Below are 21,328 nucleotides of genomic sequence, written 5' to 3' on the forward strand. Positions count from 1 at the left end.
TTGAATTTTTGGTGCGCTAAAAAGCATCAACAATGTGAGCGGTGTTGTAATTATTTTGTAAACACATTGCTAATTAAAATCACATCAACTACAACCATATCATCACAAGTGGTCAGACCTCCTACAAGACAGGGGCATTTCTCTATGATGATTTTGAGTATTGTTTTAACCATTGCTTTACTCGGTGTGCTCTTCTATCACCGCGTCAGTTTGACGCTCGGTAGCCTGATTTTACTGGCCTGGACCGCGGCGCTCGGCGCTGCGGGTCTGTGGAATTTGTGGCTGCTGGTGCCGCTGGCGATCATTCTGGTGCCGTTCAACTTTACGCCAATGCGTAAAGCGCTGATTTCCGCGCCGGTATTCCGCATGTTCAGTAAGGTGATGCCGCCGATGTCGCGCACCGAAAAAGAAGCGATCGATGCCGGTACCACCTGGTGGGAAGGCGATCTGTTCCGCGGCAACCCGGACTGGAAAAAGCTGCACAACTATCCGCGTCCGCAACTGACTGCCGAAGAACAAGCCTTTATTGATGGCCCGGTTGAAGAAGCCTGCCGTATGGCGAACGATTTCCAGATCACCCACGAAATGGCGGATCTGCCGCCGGAGCTGTGGGCGTACCTGAAAGAACACCGCTTCTTCGCGATGATCATTAAGAAAGAGTACGGCGGCCTGGAATTCTCCGCTTATGCTCAGGCGCGCGTCCTGCAGAAGCTCTCCGGCGTTTCCGGGATCCTGGCGATTACCGTCGGCGTACCGAACTCCTTAGGGCCGGGCGAGCTGTTGCAGCACTACGGTACTGAAGAACAGAAAAATCATTATCTGCCGCGCCTGGCGCGTGGTCAGGAAATCCCCTGCTTCGCGCTCACCAGCCCGGAAGCCGGTTCTGACGCCGGTGCGATTCCGGATACCGGCGTCGTCTGCATGGGCGAATGGCAGGGTGAACAGGTGCTGGGTATGCGCCTGACCTGGAACAAACGCTACATTACGCTGGCCCCAATCGCTACCGTACTGGGGCTGGCGTTTAAACTCTCCGATCCGGATAAACTGCTGGGCGGCGCGGAAGATTTAGGTATTACCTGTGCGCTGATCCCCACCAGCACCCCCGGCGTGGAAATTGGCCGTCGTCACTTCCCGCTGAACGTGCCGTTCCAGAACGGCCCAACCCGCGGTCAGGACATCTTTGTTCCAATCGATTACATCATCGGTGGGCCAAAAATGGCCGGTCAGGGCTGGCGTATGCTGGTTGAGTGTCTGTCCGTAGGCCGCGGCATCACCTTGCCGTCGAACTCCACCGGCGGCGTAAAATCCGTCGCGCTGGCCACCGGTGCCTACGCGCATATTCGCCGTCAGTTCAAAGTGTCCATTGGTAAAATGGAAGGTATTGAAGAGCCGCTGGCGCGTATCGCAGGCAACGCCTACGTGATGGACGCCGCCGCGACCCTGATTACCTACGGCATTATGCTCGGTGAAAAACCGGCGGTCCTGTCGGCTATCGTCAAGTACCACTGCACCCATCGCGGCCAGCAGTCCATTGTTGACGCCATGGATATCGCCGGGGGCAAAGGCATTATGCTGGGCGAAGGCAACTTCCTGGCCCGTGCTTACCAGGGCGCGCCGATTGCCATCACCGTGGAAGGGGCGAACATCCTGACCCGTAGCATGATGATCTTCGGCCAGGGCGCCATTCGCTGCCATCCGTACGTGCTGGAAGAGATGGCCGCCGCGCAGAACAAAGACGTTAACGCCTTCGACAAACTGCTGTTTAAACACATCGGCCACGTCGGCAGCAATAAAGTGCGTAGCTTCTGGTTAGGTGTCACTCGCGGCTTAACCAGCTCGACGCCGACCCGTGATGCGACGAAACGTTACTACCAGCATCTGAACCGTCTAAGCGCCAACCTGGCCCTGCTGTCCGATGTTTCCATGGCGGTACTGGGCGGCAGCCTGAAGCGTCGTGAGCGTATCTCCGCGCGTCTGGGCGACGTGCTGAGCCAGCTGTACCTCGCTTCTGCGGTACTGAAACGCTATGACGATGAAGGTCGCCATGAGGCCGATTTACCTCTGGTGCACTGGGGCGTGCAGGATGCGCTTCATCAGGCAGAGCAGGCGATTGACGATCTGCTGAAGAACTTCCCGAACCGTTTTGTCGCTGGCGCCCTGCGCGTCGCCATCTTCCCGACCGGCCGTCATTATGATGCGCCGTCCGATAAGCTGGACCACAGCGTGGCGAAGATTCTGCAAACGCCGAGCGCCACCCGCTCTCGTATTGGCCGCGGCCAGTACCTGACCCCGAGTGAACATAACCCGGTGGGTCTGCTGGAAGAAGCGCTGGTTGACGTGATGGCGGCGGACCCTATCCACCAGCGTATCTGTAAAGAAATTGGCAAAAACCTGCCGTTTACCCGTCTGGACGAACTGGCTCGTAACGCGCTGGCAAAAGGGCTTATCGATCAGACCGAAGCGGCCATTCTGATCAAAGCGGAAGAAAGCCGTCTGCGCAGCATCAACGTTGATGATTTTGCTGCGGACGAGCTGGCGACCAAGCCGGTAAAGCTGCCGGACAACGTGCGCAAGGTTGAAGCCGCGTAATCCCTTCGATTCATTATCCCCAAAGCGGAGCCTGGCTCCGCTTTTTTTTATCCAGATGGTCCCCACCGCGGCAACGTCCTGATAAGGTGTTACAGTTAGATTTACGTCCTGCAATAAAGGAGTTCATCACGTGCCTGGCTTGAAGATTACCCTTTTACAACAACCGCTGGTCTGGATGGACGGACCTGCCAACCTGCGACACTTTGACCGGCAGATGGAAGAGATTGTCGGGCGCGACGTGATTGTACTGCCGGAAATGTTTACGACTGGTTTTGCCATGGAAGCCGCCGAGCAGTCGATGGCAGAGGAAGATGTTGTCGCCTGGATGCGAGAACAGGCGCTGCGCACCAATGCGCTGGTTGCCGGCAGCGCCGCGCTGCAAACGCCGCTGGGGGCGGTCAATCGTTTCCTGCTCGTGGAACCTGAAGGTCAGGTCCACGTCTACGACAAACGCCATCTGTTCCGTATGGCCGATGAGCATCACCACTATATTGCGGGTAACCAGCGCGTGGTGTTGACGTGGCGCGGCTGGCGCATTCTGCCGCTGGTCTGCTATGACCTGCGTTTCCCGGTGTGGTCGCGCAACCGCAATGACTACGACCTGGCGCTGTACGTTGCGAACTGGCCCGCGCCGCGTTCACTGCACTGGCAGGCGCTGCTGACGGCACGCGCCATTGAGAACCAGGCTTACGTCGCGGGCTGTAACCGTGTTGGAACCGACGGCAACGGCCATCACTACCGCGGAGATAGCCGTATCATCACCCCACAGGGCGAGATTCTTGCCACCGCCGAGCCGCACCTGGCTACCCGTATCGATGGGGAACTTTCTCTGTCGCAACTCCAGGAGTATCGCGAGAATTTCCCTGCCTGGCAGGATGCCGATCCGTTTGCGCTAGGGTAATGAAAGGACGGCAAAGTTGTGCCGAAAAAATCTGGAAGGCTAAAACGACGAAAGCCCGAATCATTGCTGATTCGGGCTTTCTGAATAGTGGCGGAACGGACGGGACTCGAACCCGCGACCCCCTGCGTGACAGGCAGGTATTCTAACCGACTGAACTACCGCTCCGCTGTGTTCCCTTGGGAACGAGGCGAATATTACGGATTCCCTCGGAAACCGTCAACGCTTTTTCTCTGTTTTTGAATCGTTTGCTGCAAAATTCGCCCATACGCTTATTTTCACAGCAAAATAACCGTTTTATGCCCGCCAGAGGCAGCTTCCACCTTTCTTCTGTACCAGGTCAAGGCGCGATTCATGGTTCATCAGCTCTTCATCGGTCGCATAAACAACGCGCAGTTTACTCGCCGCGCGGACAATACGCTGAATTCCGGTATCGCCTACCTGCTGCTGCCCTTCGCCTTCCATCGCAAATTTAATCGACGTCTGCCCACCGGTCATCGTCAGATAGACGTCTGCCAGGATCTGGGCATCGAGAAGCGCGCCGTGCAGCGTACGCTTGGTGTTGTCTATTTCATAGCGCGAGCACAACGCATCAAGGCTGTTACGCTTGCCGGGAAACATTTTCCTCGCCAGCGCCAGACTATCGGTGACTTTACAAAAGGTATCGGTTTTTGGAATACCGCGATTGAGCTTACTAAACTCATAGTCCATAAAGCCGATATCGAACGATGCGTTATGGATGACCAGCTCCGCGCCGCGGATGTAGTCAAGAAACTCATCGGCAACCTCGGCAAAGGTGGGTTTATCCAGCAAGAATTCGTCGGCGATACCGTGAACGCCGAAGGCTTCAGGGTCCACCAGCCGGTCGGGCTTGAGATAAACGTGGAAGTTGTTGCCGGTCAAACGACGGTTGATTACTTCGACGGCACCGATCTCAATGATCTTGTGACCTTCATAGTGCGCGCCGATCTGGTTCATACCGGTGGTTTCGGTATCCAGAACGATCTGTCGCGTAATTGCAGTGCTCATATCAGTCATTTATGTCAGACTTGCCGTTTTACTTTCGATTGCAGATACAGGAAGTCTACCAGAGATGCTTAAACAGGTAGAAATTTTCACCGATGGCTCTTGCCTTGGTAACCCAGGCCCCGGCGGCTATGGCGCTATTTTACGCTATCGCCAGCGGGAAAAAACCTTTAATGAAGGCTATCGCCTGACCACCAATAACCGGATGGAGCTGATGGCGGCGATCGTCGCGCTGGAAGCGCTGAAAGAACCGTGCACCGTGGTGCTGAGTACCGATAGCCAGTACGTACGCCAGGGGATCACTCAGTGGATCCACAACTGGAAAAAACGTGGCTGGAAGACGGCGGATAAAAAGCCGGTGAAGAATGTCGATCTCTGGAAACGGCTTGATGCGGCCCTTGGCCAGCATGAAATTCGCTGGGAATGGGTGAAGGGCCACGCCGGGCATCCGGAGAACGAACGCTGCGATGAGCTGGCGCGAGCGGCAGCCTCCGCACCCACCCACGATGATGTCGGCTACCAGCCGGAAGCCTAAGCGTCCGGCGGTTTACGGTACTGGCGGGTCGCACCGACCGCCTGCGGGATACGGCTTTTTGCCTTATTTTGCCGCATCGGGTTCAGCGTCAGCGGAATGGTGCGTTTTCGGGCGACAATCAGTTGCAAGCACCCCAGCGCAGGCAAATGGGTGCTCAACATAACGCCCCCCTGCTTCGCCCAGGGCAGCACCTGAAAACGGCTCTGGTGCAGCACTTCAAAATTCAGCAGCGCCAGCCAGTCGAGCTGGCGGGTCATGGTAAACATTCGGCTGTTGTAAGGGACGGATTTACGCAGCACGGGAAAGAGCTTGCGCAGCCCCATCAGGCTCACCGGATTAAAGCTGCTGATAATCAGCCAGCCATCATCGATTAACACGCGGTCGGCCTCGCGCAGCATACGGTGCGGATCGCTACACCAGGGCATGGTATGAGCAAGCAGGCAGGCATCGACCGATTTCTCAGCAAACGGTAGATGCAGCGGATCGGCCAGCACCTGCATTGGGCTGCCTTCCAGCGAGATATTGACCTGATGGGAGATCGCGCAGGCTTCAGTATTGATCTCCGCGCTCAGGTTGCCGATCTTGAGCAGGTGAAAGCCGTACAGCTTTCCGAGCCAGGGTTTCAGTTGACGATCGATAGCCTCGCGATAATATTCACCCCAGGGCAATTGCGCCCACGAGACAGGCGCTGACACTGTTTGAGGTATCCTTGCCGGTTTCATCACACCTTCCCTACGCTTAAGAGGTAACTAATGAATCTTAACAGTATTCCGGCGTTTCAGGACAACTACATCTGGGTTCTTAATGATGAAACGGGCCGCTGTCTGATTGTCGATCCCGGTGAAGCGGCCCCGGTGCTGGCGGCAATTACCGAAAACGGCTGGCAGCCAGAAGCGATCCTCTTAACCCATCACCACAACGATCACGTTGGCGGCGTGTCGGATCTGCATAGGCATTATCCGAATCTGATCGTTTACGGTCCAGAAGAGACGCGTCACAAAGGAACGACAAAAATTGTCGCCGATGGCGATCGGATCCGCGTACTCGACCAGGAATTTCACGTTTTCGCTACACCGGGGCACACTTTAGGACATGTCTGTTTCTACAGCGCGCCGTGGCTTTTTTGCGGCGATACCCTGTTTTCCGGGGGCTGCGGACGTTTATTCGAAGGCACGCCAGCCCAGATGTACCGCTCGTTGCAGCGCATTAACACCCTGCCGGAAGAGACGCTAATTTGTTGCGCACATGAATATACGCTCTCCAACATGAAGTTCGCCCTGAGCGTTTTACCGCATGATTTGTTCATTAACGAATACTATCGAGAAGTGAAGGAGTTACGCGCAAAAAATCAAATGACACTCCCCACAACTCTGAAAAATGAGCGCCAAATTAATCTCTTTTTAAGAACGGATGATATTGATTTAATTAATAAAATAAACAAAGAAACAAAATTGCTACAATCTGAAGAGCGTTTTGCATGGTTACGGTCAAAGAAAGATAACTTCTGATACTTCCGGGTTGCGTTTTCGAAAGTTCGTCGTTATTATCGGTCGTCTTTTAAGCAACTATTGACACACACATGAAGGCAAAAGCGATATTACTCGCCTCTGTCCTGCTCGTGGGGTGCCAGGCGTCACAGCAGGGCAACGTCCAACAGCACGCACAGAGCCTTTCTGCGGCTAGTCAAGGGGAAGCAAGTAAGTTCGCAAGTCAAGCACGTTGGATGGACGATGGGACATTCGACATGCAGAATCAGAACCTGTGGGCTTATATTGGCGACGAGCTAAAGATGGGAATCCCGGATAACTCCCGGGTTCGCGAACAGAAACAGAAGTACTTACGAAATAAGAGCTATCTCCACGATGTAACTTTACGGGCAGAGCCGTATATGTACTGGATAGCCGGGCAAGTTAAGAAACGTAACATGCCTATGGAACTGGTATTACTACCCATAGTGGAGAGCGCTTTTGACCCGCACGCAACGTCTGGCGCCAATGCCGCAGGCATCTGGCAGATCATTCCGAGCACAGGGCGCAATTATGGTCTGAAACAGACCCGCAGTTATGACGCACGTCGTGACGTCGTTGCTTCCACAACGGCAGCACTGGATATGATGCAGCGTTTGAACAAAATGTTCGACGGCGACTGGTTATTAACCGTGGCGGCGTATAACAGCGGTGAAGGCCGTGTAATGAAAGCAATGAAAGCGAACAAAGCCCGTGGTAAGCCTACGGACTTCTGGTCTCTTCCGTTGCCTCAGGAAACTAAGGTCTACGTACCGAAGATGCTGGCTTTGAGCGACATCCTCAAAAACAGCAAACGCTATGGCGTTCGTCTGCCAACAACCGACGAAAGCCGTGCGCTGGCGCGCGTTCGCCTCGATAGCCCGGTTGAGATCTCTCAGCTCGCAGACATGGCTGGTATGCCGGTCAACAAGCTGAAGACCTTCAATGCTGGCGTCAAAGGCTCTACGCTCGGCGCAAGCGGTCCGAAGTACGTGATGGTGCCACAGAAGCATGCAGACCAGCTGCGTGAATCCCTGGCCTCCGGTGAAATTGCCGACCTCCAGCCTACGCTGGTTGCTGACAATACGCCGATGTCCAGCCGCAGCTATCAGGTTCGCTCAGGCGACACGCTGTCGGGTATCGCATCACGCTTAGGCGTGACGACGAAGGACCTGCAGCAGTGGAACAACCTGCGTGGTAGCAACCTGAAAGTGGGTCAGAGCTTAACGGTAGGTGCGGGCAGCAGCGCTGCGCGTCTTGCTGATAACAGCAGCATTACGTACCGCGTACGTAAAGGCGATTCGTTGTCGAGCATTGCAAAACGTCACGGCGTTAACATCAAAGATGTGATGCGCTGGAACAGTGACGCTGGCAACCTGCAGCCGGGCGATCAGCTCACGCTGTTTGTTAAGAATAGCGACCGTCCTGACTCCTGACAGGCATACAATAAAAAAGGCACCGTTCCCCCGGTGCCTTTTTTATGTCTTCAGCCCTACCTGCTGGGGCTGAATTCTACGATCAGCGGATTGTGATCCGATGCGCGAGTCACCAGAACGGAAGCGTCATTCACGTTCAACCCACGATAGAAGACGAAATCCAGCGGACGACCAAACGCCCGGCGGCGCTGATCGTCGTCAAAGCGTACCGGACGCAACGACATGTCGCGCGCAAAACGGTACAGCGCGTTCATACGCGGACGACTCCAGGCGTTGAAATCCCCGGCCATGATCACTGGGCCATGATGTTGGGCAATCTGCTCGCCGATGGGCATCAGCTGTTTACTGTAGACATCAACGCCAAGGCTAAAGTTAACGGCGTGAATATTCACGACCATCAGCAACCGCGAATCAGGAAGTGGGTAAACGGTCACTAACGCCGATTTCGCCAGCCGCAGAATCGGCTCGCGTTCACGCAGTGGGCAACAGTAGACGGGCTGAGCGGCGGACAGCGTCATCACGCCGGAGGGATGATGCGGCAGCGCAAACGCGGGAACCTGATCGGCCGCGAGATAGTTAGTGGTCGCAAACTTTACCAGTTCTGGCGTGGTTTGCGCTTCTTGCAGTAGTACCAGGTGCGCATCTTTACCGTACTTATTCAGCACCGACAGCCATTCAGCGCGCTGCTGCTTAAAGATATTCCACACCAGGATGCGAATATTCTCTTCAGTGCTTAACGGCTTACCCACCGATAATGCCTCGCTCAACCCGGAATACGTGCCTGGTGGCGGGAGGATCCGCTCCGCTGGCTGTCCGGCAATGTAGCGCATGGCGTAGGTGTTTTTTCGCACTTTCTTTTATAACCTCAATAAGCAAAGAACCCGCCTGATTCCAGGAAGGTTCCTCAGTTATAGGGGCTTTTGCCCGCGGTTTCAACGCTATTTGTTATAAAGCTGGGTGAACTTCTGTAAGCCTGTGCTTACCGACAAAATTCTAACCTGGCACCACACGAGTGGGCTTGTCCAGGCGACCACTCAGGCCGGTCAACAGCAGCGCCCCCACGACAATCAGCGCGCCAATCCACGGCGTTTGTGCCAGACCATAGTGTTCGACGGTTTGGCCCCCCACGACTGAGCCGATAGCAATTCCGACATTAAAAGCAGCGATGTTCAGGCCCGATGCCACATCAACGGCAGCTGGCGTATACTCCTCGGCTTTCTGCACCACGTAGACCTGCAAACCGGGCACGTTACCAAAAGCGAACACGCCCATCACCAATACCGTTGCCAGTGCAGCATACTGAATTGACGCCGTGAACTGGAAGACGACCAGCAGCGCCGCCAGCGCGGCGAAGATAAATTTCAGTGCCGGTACCGCACCGTGTTTATCGGCCAGTTTACCACCCCAGATATTCCCTACTGCGACCGCCACACCGTAGCCTAACAGGATCCAACTGACCGCGTTCGGGGTAAAGCCTGCCAGATTTTGCATCATCGGTGCCAGGAAGGTGAAGGCGGTAAAGACGCCGCCATAGCCCAGCGCGGTAATCGCGTAAATCATCAGCAGACGCGGGTGAGTCAGCACTTTCAACTGGTCGGCTAAACTTGCTGGTGCACGACCTGGGATATTACCCGGTACCAGTATGGCGCTGGCAATCAGCGCAATCACGCCCAGTAAAGAAACAGCAAGGAAAGTTTCGCGCCAGCCAAAGTGCTGACCGATAAAGGTGCCCAGCGGCACACCGGTGACCAGCGCCACGGTGAGGCCACCAAACATAATGGCAATCGCCGAGGCGGCTTTCTCTTTTGGCACCAGGCTGGTGGCAATGGTTGAGCCAATGGAAAAGAACACGCCGTGGGCCAGACCGGTGAGCAGACGCGCGACAACTAATGTGGCGTATCCTGGCGCCTGCCAGGCCAGCAGGTTACCGACGGTAAACAGCACCATCAAGGCTAGCAGCAGCTGTTTGCGCGGCAATTTGCCCGTCAGGGCCGTGAGCACCGGCGCGCCGATAGCCACGCCCAGAGCATAAATGGAAACCAGCATCCCAGCGGAAGGCAGGGAGATGGCGAGCTGTTCAGCGATCGTCGGAACCAGTCCGACAATCACAAATTCGGTTGTGCCAATAGCGAAGGCACTGATCGTTAAGGCAAGTAGCGCCAGCGGCATAATTTACTCCACATCATCAGTATTAAGATGACACGTAGTATGCCGGGGTGTTTAAATAACAAAAATATTCAAAATCTCAATAGAATTTTGCGTCAGGTGCAACAATGAGAGCAACATCAGAAGAGATCGCCATTTTCGTGGCGGTGGTTGAAAGCGGTAGTTTTAGCCGGGCAGCAGAGCAACTGGGCCTGGCTAACTCGGCGGTGAGCCGGGCGGTTAAGAAGCTGGAATCCAAGCTCGGCGTGAGCCTGCTAAACCGTACCACACGTCAGCTTAATCTGACCGAAGAGGGGGAACGCTACTTCCGCCGCATGCAGGTTGTGCTACAAGAGATGGCCGCTGCAGAAAATGAGCTGCTGGATACGCGCAATACCCCGCGGGGTCTGCTGCGGGTTGACGCGGCCACGCCGGTGATGTTGCACTTCCTGATGCCGCTGATTAAGCCGTTTCGCGAACGCTATCCAGATATGACGCTCTCGCTGGTGTCGTCTGAGACCTTTATCAACCTGATTGAGCGTAAGGTAGACGTTGCTATCCGGGCGGGGACATTAACCGACTCCAGCCTGCGTGCGCGCCCCCTGTTTAACAGCTATCGTAAGATCATCGCATCCCCGGAGTATATTGCCCGCCATGGCAAGCCGGAGAACGTTGCAGATTTGAAAGAGCACCAGTGCCTTGGTTTCACCGAACCTTCTTCGCTGAACACGTGGCCCGTGTACTGCTGCGATGGGCAGTTTATGGAAGTCAGCTGCGAAATTACATCCAACAGCGGAGAAACAATCAAACAGCTATGTTTGAACGGCAATGGTATTGCCTGTCTGTCGGACTACATGGTGGATAAAGAGATTGCGAGCGGAGAGTTTGTTGAGCTACTGGCCGACAAGCGGCTGCCCGTGGAGATGCCGTTTAGCGCGGTTTACTACAGTGACCGGGCAGTCAGCACCCGTATCAGGGCATTTATTGATTTTCTGAGCGAGTATGTGAAGGAAAATCGGTAACGAATCGCACGGCTGATTGGGAGGCCCGGAATCGACATGAGCGTTTCGTCCGGGCTACCAGAGGGCTTCAGAGGGTTAAAGGGTCATTAGTCCCACTCAGGAGCCAGACCTTCCGGGCTGACCAGGCGGTCATTGCAGTCCAGCGCGGCGATGGCTTTTTTATCTTCGGCATCCAATTTCAGATCCTGCGCCAGCAGGTTGCTTGCCAGGTTCTCACGCTTGGTAGAAGATGGAATGACCGCATAGCCTTCACCCATTGCCCAGGCCAGAATAACCTGCGCAGGCGTCGCATTATGTTTCTTCGCGATGGCTGCAATCACTTCATCTTTCAGTGCCTTACCGTATGCCAGCGTCATATAAGAAGTGATATGGATACCGTGCTCAGTAGCCCAATCAACGACTTTGCGGTTTTGCAGGTACGGTGACAGCTCAATCTGGTTAGTGGCGATATTCTCTGCGCCTACGGCAGCAATAGCGCGCTTCATCAGCGGAATCGTGAAGTTAGAGATCCCGATCTGGCGAGTCAGACCCTGTTTTTTCGCTTCCAGCAGCGCAGCCATAAACTCTTCAACCGCCACGGCGTCGTTCGGCGACGGCCAGTGGATCAGCGTCAGGTCAACATAGTCGATACGCAGCTTCTGTAGGCTCTCTTTGAGGCTGGCGACCAGCTTGTCTTTGCTCAGATTTTCAATCCAGATCTTGGTGGTGATGAACAGTTCATCACGCGCGATGCCGCTTTCGGCAATGGCCTGGCCTACGGCCGCTTCGTTGTCATAGATCTGTGCGGTATCGATAGTACGGTAGCCAAGCTCCAGCGCGGTTTTTACAGATGCAATAACAACGTCGTCTTTCAGGCGGAAGGTACCGAGACCAAATGCAGGGATTGTCATGATTTTCCTCTTTATTTATCAAAATGGGTTAACTGGAACCATTATGACGAAGGTGAGGATCGAGAAAAAGATCGTGAAATGCAGAGGATTTTTGCTAAAACAGCAATAATGAAACGATACGCAAAGAAAAAAGCCCTGAGCAAATGCTCAGGGCTCTTAATAAGTGGCGGAACGGACGGGACTCGAACCCGCGACCCCCTGCGTGACAGGCAGGTATTCTAACCGACTGAACTACCGCTCCACCGAATTTCTTTGTCACTACCCGGATTATTCATCCCGGTTTACTGCAATTTGATGCCTGGCAGTTTATAAATCACTTCGTGATTTACCCTTCGGGCCGTTGCTTTGCAACGTTCAAAAGCTTTCGCTTTTGTCCTACTCTCTGTCGAGTAGCGAACTGCCCCGAATTTTAGTGCCATACTGCTAAATTGATGCCTGGCAGTTCCCTACTCTCGCATGGGGAGACCCCACACTACCATCGGCGCTACGGCGTTTCACTTCTGAGTTCGGCATGGGGTCAGGTGGGACCACCGCGCTACAGCCGCCAGGCAAATTCTGTTTATTAACCCGCTTTTCGCCGGTTAATGTCATCTGTAATCAAGCTGAATATCATCTCTTCGCCAAAACATCTTCGGCGTTGTAAGGTTAAGCCTCACGGTTCATTAGTACTGGTTAGCTCAACGTATCGCTACGCTTACACACCCAGCCTATCAACGTCGTCGTCTTCAACGTTCCTTCAGGACCCTTAAAGGGTCAGGGAGAACTCATCTCGGGGCAAGTTTCGTGCTTAGATGCTTTCAGCACTTATCTTTTCCGCATTTAGCTACCGGGCAATGCCATTGGCATGACAACCCGAACACCAGTGATGCGTCCACTCCGGTCCTCTCGTACTAGGAGCAGCCCCCCTCAATTCTCCAGCGCCCACGGCAGATAGGGACCGAACTGTCTCACGACGTTCTAAACCCAGCTCGCGTACCACTTTAAATGGCGAACAGCCATACCCTTGGGACCTACTTCAGCCCCAGGATGTGATGAGCCGACATCGAGGTGCCAAACACCGCCGTCGATATGAACTCTTGGGCGGTATCAGCCTGTTATCCCCGGAGTACCTTTTATCCGTTGAGCGATGGCCCTTCCATTCAGAACCACCGGATCACTAAGACCTGCTTTCGCACCTGCTCGAGCCGTCACTCTCGCAGTCAAGCTAGCTTATGCCTTTGCACTAACCTCCTGATGTCCGACCAGGATTAGCTAACCTTCGTGCTCCTCCGTTACTCTTTAGGAGGAGACCGCCCCAGTCAAACTACCCACCAGACACTGTCCGCAACCCGGATTACGGGTCTACGTTAGAACACCAGCCATTAAAGGGTGGTATTTCAAGGTTGGCTCCACGCAGACTGGCGTCCACGCTTCAAAGCCTCCCACCTATCCTACACATCAAGGACCAGTGTTCAGTGTCAAGCTATAGTAAAGGTTCACGGGGTCTTTCCGTCTTGCCGCGGGTACACTGCATCTTCACAGCGAGTTCAATTTCACTGAGTCTCGGGTGGAGACAGCCTGGCCATCATTACGCCATTCGTGCAGGTCGGAACTTACCCGACAAGGAATTTCGCTACCTTAGGACCGTTATAGTTACGGCCGCCGTTTACCGGGGCTTCGATCAAGAGCTTCGCCTTACAGCTAACCCCATCAATTAACCTTCCGGCACCGGGCAGGCGTCACACCGTATACGTCCACTTTCGTGTTTGCACAGTGCTGTGTTTTTAATAAACAGTTGCAGCCAGCTGGTATCTTCGACTGATTTCAGCTCCATGGGTAAACCACTTCACCTACATATCAGCGTGCCTTCTCCCGAAGTTACGGCACCATTTTGCCTAGTTCCTTCACCCGAGTTCTCTCAAGCGCCTTGGTATTCTCTACCTGACCACCTGTGTCGGTTTGGGGTACGATTTGATGTTACCTGATGCTTAGAGGCTTTTCCTGGAAGCAGGGCATTTGTTACTTCAGCACCGTAGTGCCTCGTCATCACACCTCAGCGTTAGTAAGCGTCCGGATTTACCTAAACGCTCCGCCTACATGCTTAAACCGGGACAACCGTCGCCCGGCTAACATAGCCTTCTCCGTCCCCCCTTCGCAGTAACACCAAGTACAGGAATATTAACCTGTTTCCCATCGACTACGCCTTTCGGCCTCGCCTTAGGGGTCGACTCACCCTGCCCCGATTAACGTTGGACAGGAACCCTTGGTCTTCCGGCGTGCGGGTTTTTCACCCGCATTATCGTTACTTATGTCAGCATTCGCACTTCTGATACCTCCAGCATCCCTCACGAGACACCTTCGCAGGCTTACAGAACGCTCCCCTACCCAACAACACATAGTGTCGCTGCCGCAGCTTCGGTGCACAGTTTAGCCCCGTTACATCTTCCGCGCAGGCCGACTCGACCAGTGAGCTATTACGCTTTCTTTAAATGATGGCTGCTTCTAAGCCAACATCCTGGCTGTCTGAGCCTTCCCACATCGTTTCCCACTTAACTGTGACTTTGGGACCTTAGCTGGCGGTCTGGGTTGTTTCCCTCTTCACGACGGACGTTAGCACCCGCCGTGTGTCTCCCGTGATAACATTCTTCGGTATTCGCAGTTTGCATCGGGTTGGTAAGTCGGGATGACCCCCTAGCCGAAACAGTGCTCTACCCCCGAAGATGAGTTCACGAGGCGCTACCTAAATAGCTTTCGGGGAGAACCAGCTATCTCCCGGTTTGATTGGCCTTTCACCCCCAGCCACAAGTCATCCGCTAATTTTTCAACATTAGTCGGTTCGGTCCTCCAGTTAGTGTTACCCAACCTTCAACCTGCCCATGGCTAGATCACCGGGTTTCGGGTCTATACCCTGCAACTTAACGCCCAGTTAAGACTCGGTTTCCCTTCGGCTCCCCTATACGGTTAACCTTGCTACAGAATATAAGTCGCTGACCCATTATACAAAAGGTACGCAGTCACACCCCAAAGGGTGCTCCCACTGCTTGTACGTACACGGTTTCAGGTTCTTTTTCACTCCCCTCGCCGGGGTTCTTTTCGCCTTTCCCTCACGGTACTGGTTCACTATCGGTCAGTCAGGAGTATTTAGCCTTGGAGGATGGTCCCCCCATATTCAGACAGGATACCACGTGTCCCGCCCTACTCATCGAGTTCACAACCTGTGCATTTTGGTGTACGGGACTATCACCCTGTACCGTCGGACTTTCCAGACCGTTCCACTAACACACAAGCTGATTCAGACTCTGGGCTGCTCCCCGTTCGCTCGCCGCTACTGGGGGAATCTCGGTTGATTTCTTTTCCTCGGGGTACTTAGATGTTTCAGTTCCCCCGGTTCGCTTCGTTAACCTATGTATTCAGTTAACGATAGTGTGTCGAAACACACTGGGTTTCCCCATTCGGAAATCGCCGGTTATAACGGTTCATATCACCTTACCGACGCTTATCGCAGATTAGCACGTCCTTCATCGCCTCTGACTGCCAGGGCATCCACCGTGTACGCTTAGTCGCTTAACCTCACAACCCGAAGATGTTTCACTTCTGATTGCGAAAATTTGAGAGACTCGAACACACCGCTTATCTGTTCTTATTACGGAGAACAGACACAGTGTGTCGTTTCAATTTTCAGCTTGATCCAGATTTTTAAAGAGCAAAACTTCGCAGTGAACCTTTTCAGGTACACTCTGAAGTTTTCTTGGGTTGTTGCAGTAAAGATGGTGGAGCTATGCGGGATCGAACCGCAGACCTCCTGCGTGCAAAGCAGGCGCTCTCCCAGCTGAGCTATAGCCCCATCGTATAGTGAATCTCCCTCAAATCCGCGGGACGAATTTGGTAGGCCTGAGTGGACTTGAACCACCGACCTCACCCTTATCAGGGGTGCGCTCTAACCACCTGAGCTACAAGCCTGCAGAGATTCTTTACTGCTATTTTTCATCAGACAATCTGTGTGAGCACTTCAAAGAACGTTTCTTTAAGGTAAGGAGGTGATCCAACCGCAGGTTCCCCTACGGTTACCTTGTTACGACTTCACCCCAGTCATGAATCACAAAGTGGTAAGCGCCCTCCCGAAGGTTAAGCTACCTACTTCTTTTGCAACCCACTCCCATGGTGTGACGGGCGGTGTGTACAAGGCCCGGGAACGTATTCACCGTAGCATTCTGATCTACGATTACTAGCGATTCCGACTTCATGGAGTCGAGTTGCAGACTCCAATCCGGACTACGACATACTTTATGAGGTCCGCTTGCTCTCGCGAGGTCGCTTCTCTTTGTATATGCCATTGTAGCACGTGTGTAGCCCTACTCGTAAGGGCCATGATGACTTGACGTCATCCCCACCTTCCTCCAGTTTATCACTGGCAGTCTCCTTTGAGTTCCCGGCCGAACCGCTGGCAACAAAGGATAAGGGTTGCGCTCGTTGCGGGACTTAACCCAACATTTCACAACACGAGCTGACGACAGCCATGCAGCACCTGTCTCAGAGTTCCCGAAGGCACCAAAGCATCTCTGCTAAGTTCTCTGGATGTCAAGAGTAGGTAAGGTTCTTCGCGTTGCATCGAATTAAACCACATGCTCCACCGCTTGTGCGGGCCCCCGTCAATTCATTTGAGTTTTAACCTTGCGGCCGTACTCCCCAGGCGGTCTATTTAACGCGTTAGCTCCGGAAGCCACTCCTCAAGGGAACAACCTCCAAATAGACATCGTTTACGGCGTGGACTACCAGGGTATCTAATCCTGTTTGCTCCCCACGCTTTCGCACCTGAGCGTCAGTCTTCGTCCAGGGGGCCGCCTTCGCCACCGGTATTCCTCCAGATCTCTACGCATTTCACCGCTACACCTGGAATTCTACCCCCCTCTACGAGACTCAAGCTTGCCAGTTTCAAATGCAGTTCCCAGGTTGAGCCCGGGGATTTCACATCTGACTTAACAAACCGCCTGCGTGCGCTTTACGCCCAGTAATTCCGATTAACGCTTGCACCCTCCGTATTACCGCGGCTGCTGGCACGGAGTTAGCCGGTGCTTCTTCTGCGAGTAACGTCAATCGCTGTGGTTATTAACCACAACGCCTTCCTCCTCGCTGAAAGTACTTTACAACCCGAAGGCCTTCTTCATACACGCGGCATGGCTGCATCAGGCTTGCGCCCATTGTGCAATATTCCCCACTGCTGCCTCCCGTAGGAGTCTGGACCGTGTCTCAGTTCCAGTGTGGCTGGTCATCCTCTCAGACCAGCTAGGGATCGTCGCCTAGGTGAGCCGTTACCCCACCTACTAGCTAATCCCATCTGGGCACATCCGATGGTGTGAGGCCCGAAGGTCCCCCACTTTGGTCTTGCGACGTTATGCGGTATTAGCTACCGTTTCCAGTAGTTATCCCCCTCCATCGGGCAGTTTCCCAGACATTACTCACCCGTCCGCCACTCGTCACCCGAGAGCAAGCTCTCTGTGCTACCGTTCGACTTGCATGTGTTAGGCCTGCCGCCAGCGTTCAATCTGAGCCATGATCAAACTCTTCAATTTAAGTTTGATGCTCGTGAATTAAACTTCGTAATGAATTACGTGTTCACTCAGAGACTTGGTATTCATTTTTCGTCTTGCGACGTTAAGAATCCGTATCTTCGAGTGCCCACACAGATTGTCTGATAAATTGTTAAAGAGCAGTGCAACGCGGCTTTCGCTCACCGTTGCGAGGTGGCGTATACTACGCTTTCCTCTTTCAGAGTCAAGCGTTTAATTTCGCTTTTCTCCGTCGAGATCCTCAGGAGAACCTCGCTGACCCGGCGGCTTGTTTGCCGTTGTTCCGTGTCAGTGGGAGCGCATTATAGGGAGTTATTTCTGGCTGACAAGAGGGAAAATGCATTTTTCTTTCAACCGCTCACCTTTTCGCCTTTTCGTCGATTATTTCTGCTTTTTGATGGCCGCAGGCAGGTCTGCCAGGCTATTAATCACCCAATTCGCCGCTTTCTCCGCTTCTTCAGTTACCGGCTTACCGGTGCGCACCAGCACTTTTGTGCCGACATTCGCCGCCGCGGCTGCCTGCATATCTTCAATTTTATCGCCAACCATATAAGAAGAAGCCATATCAATGTGCAGATAGTCCTGCGCCGACTTCAACATACCGGGATGCGGTTTACGGCAGTCGCACACCTGACGGTACTCTTCTACCGTTCCCTGCGGATGGTGCGGACAATAGTAGATACCATCCAGATCGACACCACGGTCGGCCAGCGACCAGTCCATCCATTCCGTCAGCGTTTCAAACTGCGCTTCAGTAAACTTCCCGCGAGCAATACCCGACTGGTTGGTCACCACCACCAGGGCATAGCCCATTTCTTTTAATTCACGCATCGCGTCAATGACGCCATCGATAAACTCAAACTCATCTATTTCATGAACGTAGCCATGATCGACATTAATCGTGCCATCACGATCGAGAAAAATAGCGGGTACGGACTTTGCCACCGTGTTGCTCCTGAATAAGGCATGTGTCCTTAGTATCGCATGTTTCGCCAGGCAAGAAAGCGTCGATCGCATAAATCAGATTGATTTAGACGTCTAGATGCCTTAACATCCGTTTTGTTGACGGTCATCGCCCGTCCAGGGCAGAAGAAAATGCCGCGGATAACTCCTAACTGATAATAAAAAATCTAATGATTAAACTTTCGAATATCACCAAGGTGTTCCAGCAGGGCCACCGCACAATTCAGGCGCTAAACAACGTTAGCCTGCACGTGCCTGCGGGACAAATTTACGGCGTCATTGGCGCATCCGGCGCAGGTAAAAGCACGCTGATTCGCTGCGTCAACCTGCTTGAACGTCCGACTGAAGGCAGCGTCCAGGTCGGCGGCCAGGAACTGACGTCCTTATCTGAGTCGGCGCTGACCAAAGCTCGCCGCCAGATTGGTATGATCTTCCAGCACTTTAACCTGCTCTCGTCTCGCACCGTATTTGGCAACGTCGCGCTGCCTCTGGAGCTCGACAATACGCCGAAAGAAGAAATCAAACGCCGGGTCACCGAGCTGCTGGATCTCGTCGGTCTGGGCGATAAGCACGACAGCTATCCGGCAAACCTGTCCGGCGGGCAGAAACAGCGTGTGGCGATTGCCCGCGCTCTGGCCAGCAACCCCAAGGTACTGTTGTGTGATGAGGCCACCAGCGCGCTGGATCCGGCCACCACGCGTTCTATTCTCGAACTGCTGAAAGACATTAACCGTCGTCTGGGCCTGACTATTCTGCTCATCACCCATGAGATGGATGTCGTTAAGCGTATCTGTGACTGCGTCGCCGTGATCAGCAACGGTGAGCTGATCGAACAGGATACGGTAAGTGAAGTCTTCTCTCATCCTAAGACGCCGCTGGCGCAGCAGTTCATTCAGTCCACGCTGCATCTGGATATTCCAGAAGACTACCAGGCACGTCTGAAAGGCTCTCAGTTCGCTGATAGCGTCCCAATGCTGCGCATGGAGTTTACCGGACATTCGGTAGACGCCCCGCTGCTGTCAGAAACCGCGCGTCGCTTTAACGTGAATAACAACATTATCAGCGCGCAGATGGATTACGCGGGCGGCGTGAAGTTCGGCATCATGCTGACCGAAATGCACGGTACACCTGAAGATACGCAAGCGGCCATCGCCTGGCTGCAGCAACACCATGTAAAAGTAGAGGTATTGGGTTATGTCTGAGGCCATGATGTGGTTACTGGCGCGCGGCGTCTGGGAAACGCTGGCCATGACGTTTGTGTCAGGCTTTTTCGGTTTCGTGATTGGTTTGCCGGTTGGCGTACTTCTTTATACGACACGCCCGGGGCAAATCATTGAGAACGGCAAGCTTTACCGCATTCTCTCTGCGCTGGTGAATATCTTCCGCTCCATTCCGTTCATTATCCTGCTGGTGTGGATGATTCCATTTACCCGCGTGATTGTGGGCACGTCTATTGGTCTGCAGGCGGCGATTGTTCCGTTGACCGTGGGCGCCGCGCCGTTTATCGCCCGTATGGTGGAAAATGCCCTGCTGGAGATCCCGACCGGGCTGATTGAAGCTTCCCGCGCAATGGGTGCCACGCCGATGCAAATCATCCGTAAAGTTCTGCTGCCGGAAGCCCTGCCGGGCCTGGTGAATGCGGCAACCATTACCCTGATTACGCTGGTTGGCTACTCCGCGATGGGCGGTGCCGTGGGCGCTGGCGGCCTGGGCCAGATTGGCTATCAGTACGGCTACATTGGTTATAATGCGGTCGTGATGAATACAGTGCTGGTATTGCTGGTCGTTCTGGTTTATTTAATTCAACTATCTGGCGATCGTATCGTCCGGGCAGTGACTCATAAATAGCGTTACACACAACACAACTTAAAAGTTTAAGGAAATAAGCATGGCGTTCAATTTTAAAACCTTTGCGGCAGTTGGGGCCCTGATTGGTTCTCTGGCACTTGTTGGTTGCGGCCAGGACGAAAAAGATCCCAACCACATTAAAGTCGGCGTGATTGTCGGCGCAGAACAGCAGGTTGCTGAAGTTGCGCAGAAAGTAGCAAAAGAGAAATACGGCCTGGACGTTGAGCTGGTCACCTTTAACGACTACGTTCTGCCGAACGAAGCGCTGAGCAAAGGCGATATCGACGCCAACGCCTTCCAGCACAAACCGTACCTCGATCAGCAGATCAAAGATCGCGGTTACAAACTGGTCTCCGTAGGTAACACCTTCGTTTACCCAATCGCTGGTTACTCCAAGAAAATCAAATCTCTGGATGAACTGAAAGCGGGCGACCAGATTGCCGTGCCGAACGATCCAACTAACCTGGGCCGTTCCCTGCTGCTGCTGCAGAAAGAAGGTTTGATTAAACTGAAAGACGGCGTTGGCCTTCTGCCGACTTCTCTGGATATCGTAGAGAACCCAAAAAATCTGAAGATTGTTGAACTGGAAGCACCGCAGCTGCCGCGCTCCCTGGACGATGCACAGATTGCTCTGGCCGTTATTAACACCACCTACGCCAGCCAGATCAATCTGACTCCGGCGAAAGACGGTATCTTCGTTGAAGGCAAAGATTCTCCGTATGTGAACCTGATCGTGACTCGCGAAGACAACAAAGACGCGGAAAACGTGAAGAAATTCGTTCAGGCTTACCAGTCTGACGAAGTGTACGAAGCGGCGAACAAAATCTTTAACGGCGGCGCTGTTAAAGGCTGGTAATCGCATTACCGCTAAGCAGTATCTTTCAAGACGGGCGCATGCCCGTCTTGTCATTTATGCAAGCACCTG

General features: G+C 53.7%; 15 protein-coding genes, 4 tRNA genes and 3 rRNA genes. 9 read left to right on the top strand and 13 right to left on the bottom strand.

Annotated elements, in window-relative coordinates:
- Window positions 1–144: 144 nt before the first annotated feature.
- Together fadE and ABTW00_RS18825 are read left to right on the top strand one after the other, a co-directional pair.
- Window positions 145–2,589 carry an acyl-CoA dehydrogenase FadE gene (gene fadE, locus ABTW00_RS18820; RefSeq protein WP_065357897.1) on the top strand — a complete coding sequence of 815 codons (2,445 nt, stop codon included), beginning with the start codon at window positions 145–147 and terminating at the stop codon, window positions 2,587–2,589.
- Window positions 2,590–2,719: 130 nt separating this feature from the next.
- Window positions 2,720–3,490, top strand: coding sequence for an amidohydrolase (locus ABTW00_RS18825; protein WP_271447774.1), 771 nt, complete (start codon window positions 2,720–2,722; stop codon window positions 3,488–3,490).
- Between the two features lie 88 nt (window positions 3,491–3,578).
- Here ABTW00_RS18825 and ABTW00_RS18830 read toward each other — a convergent pair.
- Both ABTW00_RS18830 and dnaQ read right to left on the bottom strand, forming a co-directional pair.
- Window positions 3,579–3,655: transfer RNA gene (locus ABTW00_RS18830), tRNA-Asp, on the bottom strand.
- Between the two features lie 129 nt (window positions 3,656–3,784).
- Window positions 3,785–4,516 (bottom strand): DNA polymerase III subunit epsilon, encoded by a 732-nt coding sequence (dnaQ, locus tag ABTW00_RS18835; RefSeq protein WP_064547680.1) that lies wholly within the window; start codon window positions 4,514–4,516, stop codon window positions 3,785–3,787.
- Here dnaQ and rnhA point away from each other — a divergent pair.
- Window positions 4,470–5,048 carry a ribonuclease HI gene (rnhA, locus tag ABTW00_RS18840; RefSeq protein WP_164092403.1) on the top strand — a complete coding sequence of 193 codons (579 nt, stop codon included), beginning with the start codon at window positions 4,470–4,472 and terminating at the stop codon, window positions 5,046–5,048. The genes dnaQ and rnhA overlap by 47 nt on opposite strands.
- On the opposite strand, the gene ABTW00_RS18845 is transcribed toward rnhA, so the two are convergent.
- Entirely contained in the window at window positions 5,045–5,770 is a 726-nt protein-coding gene (locus tag ABTW00_RS18845) for a class I SAM-dependent methyltransferase (protein WP_064547641.1), read from the bottom strand. The genes rnhA and ABTW00_RS18845 overlap by 4 nt on opposite strands.
- Before the next feature lie 30 nt (window positions 5,771–5,800).
- Between ABTW00_RS18845 and gloB the strand changes: the two genes are divergently transcribed.
- Together gloB and mltD are read left to right on the top strand one after the other, a co-directional pair.
- On the top strand, window positions 5,801–6,556 hold the full coding sequence (gloB, locus tag ABTW00_RS18850) for a hydroxyacylglutathione hydrolase (protein WP_064547639.1): 756 nt from the start codon (window positions 5,801–5,803) through the stop codon (window positions 6,554–6,556).
- Between the two features lie 71 nt (window positions 6,557–6,627).
- Window positions 6,628–7,989: a murein transglycosylase D gene (gene mltD / locus ABTW00_RS18855; protein WP_065357899.1), complete on the top strand. Its 1,362-nt coding sequence runs from the start codon at window positions 6,628–6,630 to the stop codon at window positions 7,987–7,989.
- A gap of 56 nt (window positions 7,990–8,045) precedes the next feature.
- On the opposite strand, the gene ABTW00_RS18860 is transcribed toward mltD, so the two are convergent.
- Together ABTW00_RS18860 and ABTW00_RS18865 are read right to left on the bottom strand one after the other, a co-directional pair.
- Window positions 8,046–8,840, bottom strand: a complete 795-nt coding sequence (locus tag ABTW00_RS18860; protein ID WP_433636854.1) for an endonuclease/exonuclease/phosphatase family protein — start codon at window positions 8,838–8,840, stop codon at window positions 8,046–8,048.
- Between the two features lie 142 nt (window positions 8,841–8,982).
- Window positions 8,983–10,158 carry an MFS transporter gene (locus tag ABTW00_RS18865; RefSeq protein ID WP_433636857.1) on the bottom strand — a complete coding sequence of 392 codons (1,176 nt, stop codon included), beginning with the start codon at window positions 10,156–10,158 and terminating at the stop codon, window positions 8,983–8,985.
- A 104-nt stretch (window positions 10,159–10,262) separates the two neighbouring features.
- Between ABTW00_RS18865 and yafC the strand changes: the two genes are divergently transcribed.
- Window positions 10,263–11,156 carry a DNA-binding transcriptional regulator YafC gene (gene yafC, locus ABTW00_RS18870; protein ID WP_433636860.1) on the top strand — a complete coding sequence of 298 codons (894 nt, stop codon included), beginning with the start codon at window positions 10,263–10,265 and terminating at the stop codon, window positions 11,154–11,156.
- Between the two features lie 86 nt (window positions 11,157–11,242).
- Here the strand turns inward: yafC and dkgB are convergent, their stop codons facing one another.
- From dkgB to gmhB, 8 genes are all read right to left on the bottom strand, one after another.
- The gene (dkgB, locus tag ABTW00_RS18875) at window positions 11,243–12,046 is read right to left on the bottom strand and encodes a 2,5-didehydrogluconate reductase DkgB (RefSeq protein ID WP_433636862.1); all 804 of its coding nucleotides are present in this window, start codon (window positions 12,044–12,046) and stop codon (window positions 11,243–11,245) included.
- 164 nt (window positions 12,047–12,210) lie between these two features.
- A tRNA-Asp gene (locus ABTW00_RS18880) sits at window positions 12,211–12,287 on the bottom strand.
- Between the two features lie 192 nt (window positions 12,288–12,479).
- Window positions 12,480–12,595 (bottom strand): 5S ribosomal RNA (rrf, locus tag ABTW00_RS18885).
- Between the two features lie 92 nt (window positions 12,596–12,687).
- Window positions 12,688–15,595, bottom strand: a 23S ribosomal RNA gene (locus tag ABTW00_RS18890).
- Window positions 15,596–15,793: 198 nt separating this feature from the next.
- A tRNA-Ala gene (locus ABTW00_RS18895) sits at window positions 15,794–15,869 on the bottom strand.
- 39 nt (window positions 15,870–15,908) lie between these two features.
- Window positions 15,909–15,985: transfer RNA gene (locus ABTW00_RS18900), tRNA-Ile, on the bottom strand.
- 70 nt (window positions 15,986–16,055) lie between these two features.
- Window positions 16,056–17,595 (bottom strand): 16S ribosomal RNA (locus ABTW00_RS18905).
- The 16S, 23S and 5S rRNA genes sit together here with 3 tRNA genes alongside, the layout of an rRNA operon.
- 378 nt (window positions 17,596–17,973) lie before the next feature.
- Window positions 17,974–18,537 carry a D-glycero-beta-D-manno-heptose 1,7-bisphosphate 7-phosphatase gene (gene gmhB, locus ABTW00_RS18910; protein ID WP_433636864.1) on the bottom strand — a complete coding sequence of 188 codons (564 nt, stop codon included), beginning with the start codon at window positions 18,535–18,537 and terminating at the stop codon, window positions 17,974–17,976.
- A 188-nt stretch (window positions 18,538–18,725) separates the two neighbouring features.
- On the opposite strand from gmhB, the gene metN reads away from it, so the two are divergent.
- From metN to metQ, 3 genes are read left to right on the top strand one after another with little or no spacing between them, the layout of a single operon-like run.
- Window positions 18,726–19,757 (top strand): methionine ABC transporter ATP-binding protein MetN, encoded by a 1,032-nt coding sequence (gene metN / locus ABTW00_RS18915; RefSeq protein ID WP_064547620.1) that lies wholly within the window; start codon window positions 18,726–18,728, stop codon window positions 19,755–19,757.
- A complete protein-coding gene (locus ABTW00_RS18920; protein WP_064547618.1) occupies window positions 19,750–20,403 on the top strand; it encodes a methionine ABC transporter permease MetI in 654 nt (217 codons plus the stop codon). The genes metN and ABTW00_RS18920 overlap by 8 nt, the downstream gene beginning before the upstream one ends.
- 40 nt (window positions 20,404–20,443) lie before the next feature.
- Window positions 20,444–21,259, top strand: a complete 816-nt coding sequence (gene metQ / locus ABTW00_RS18925) for a methionine ABC transporter substrate-binding lipoprotein MetQ (RefSeq protein ID WP_064547616.1) — start codon at window positions 20,444–20,446, stop codon at window positions 21,257–21,259.
- The last annotated feature ends 69 nt before the right edge of the window (window positions 21,260–21,328 follow it).

This window comes from Kluyvera georgiana, from assembly GCF_050990895.1.
Lineage (GTDB): Bacteria > Pseudomonadota > Gammaproteobacteria > Enterobacterales > Enterobacteriaceae > Kluyvera > Kluyvera georgiana.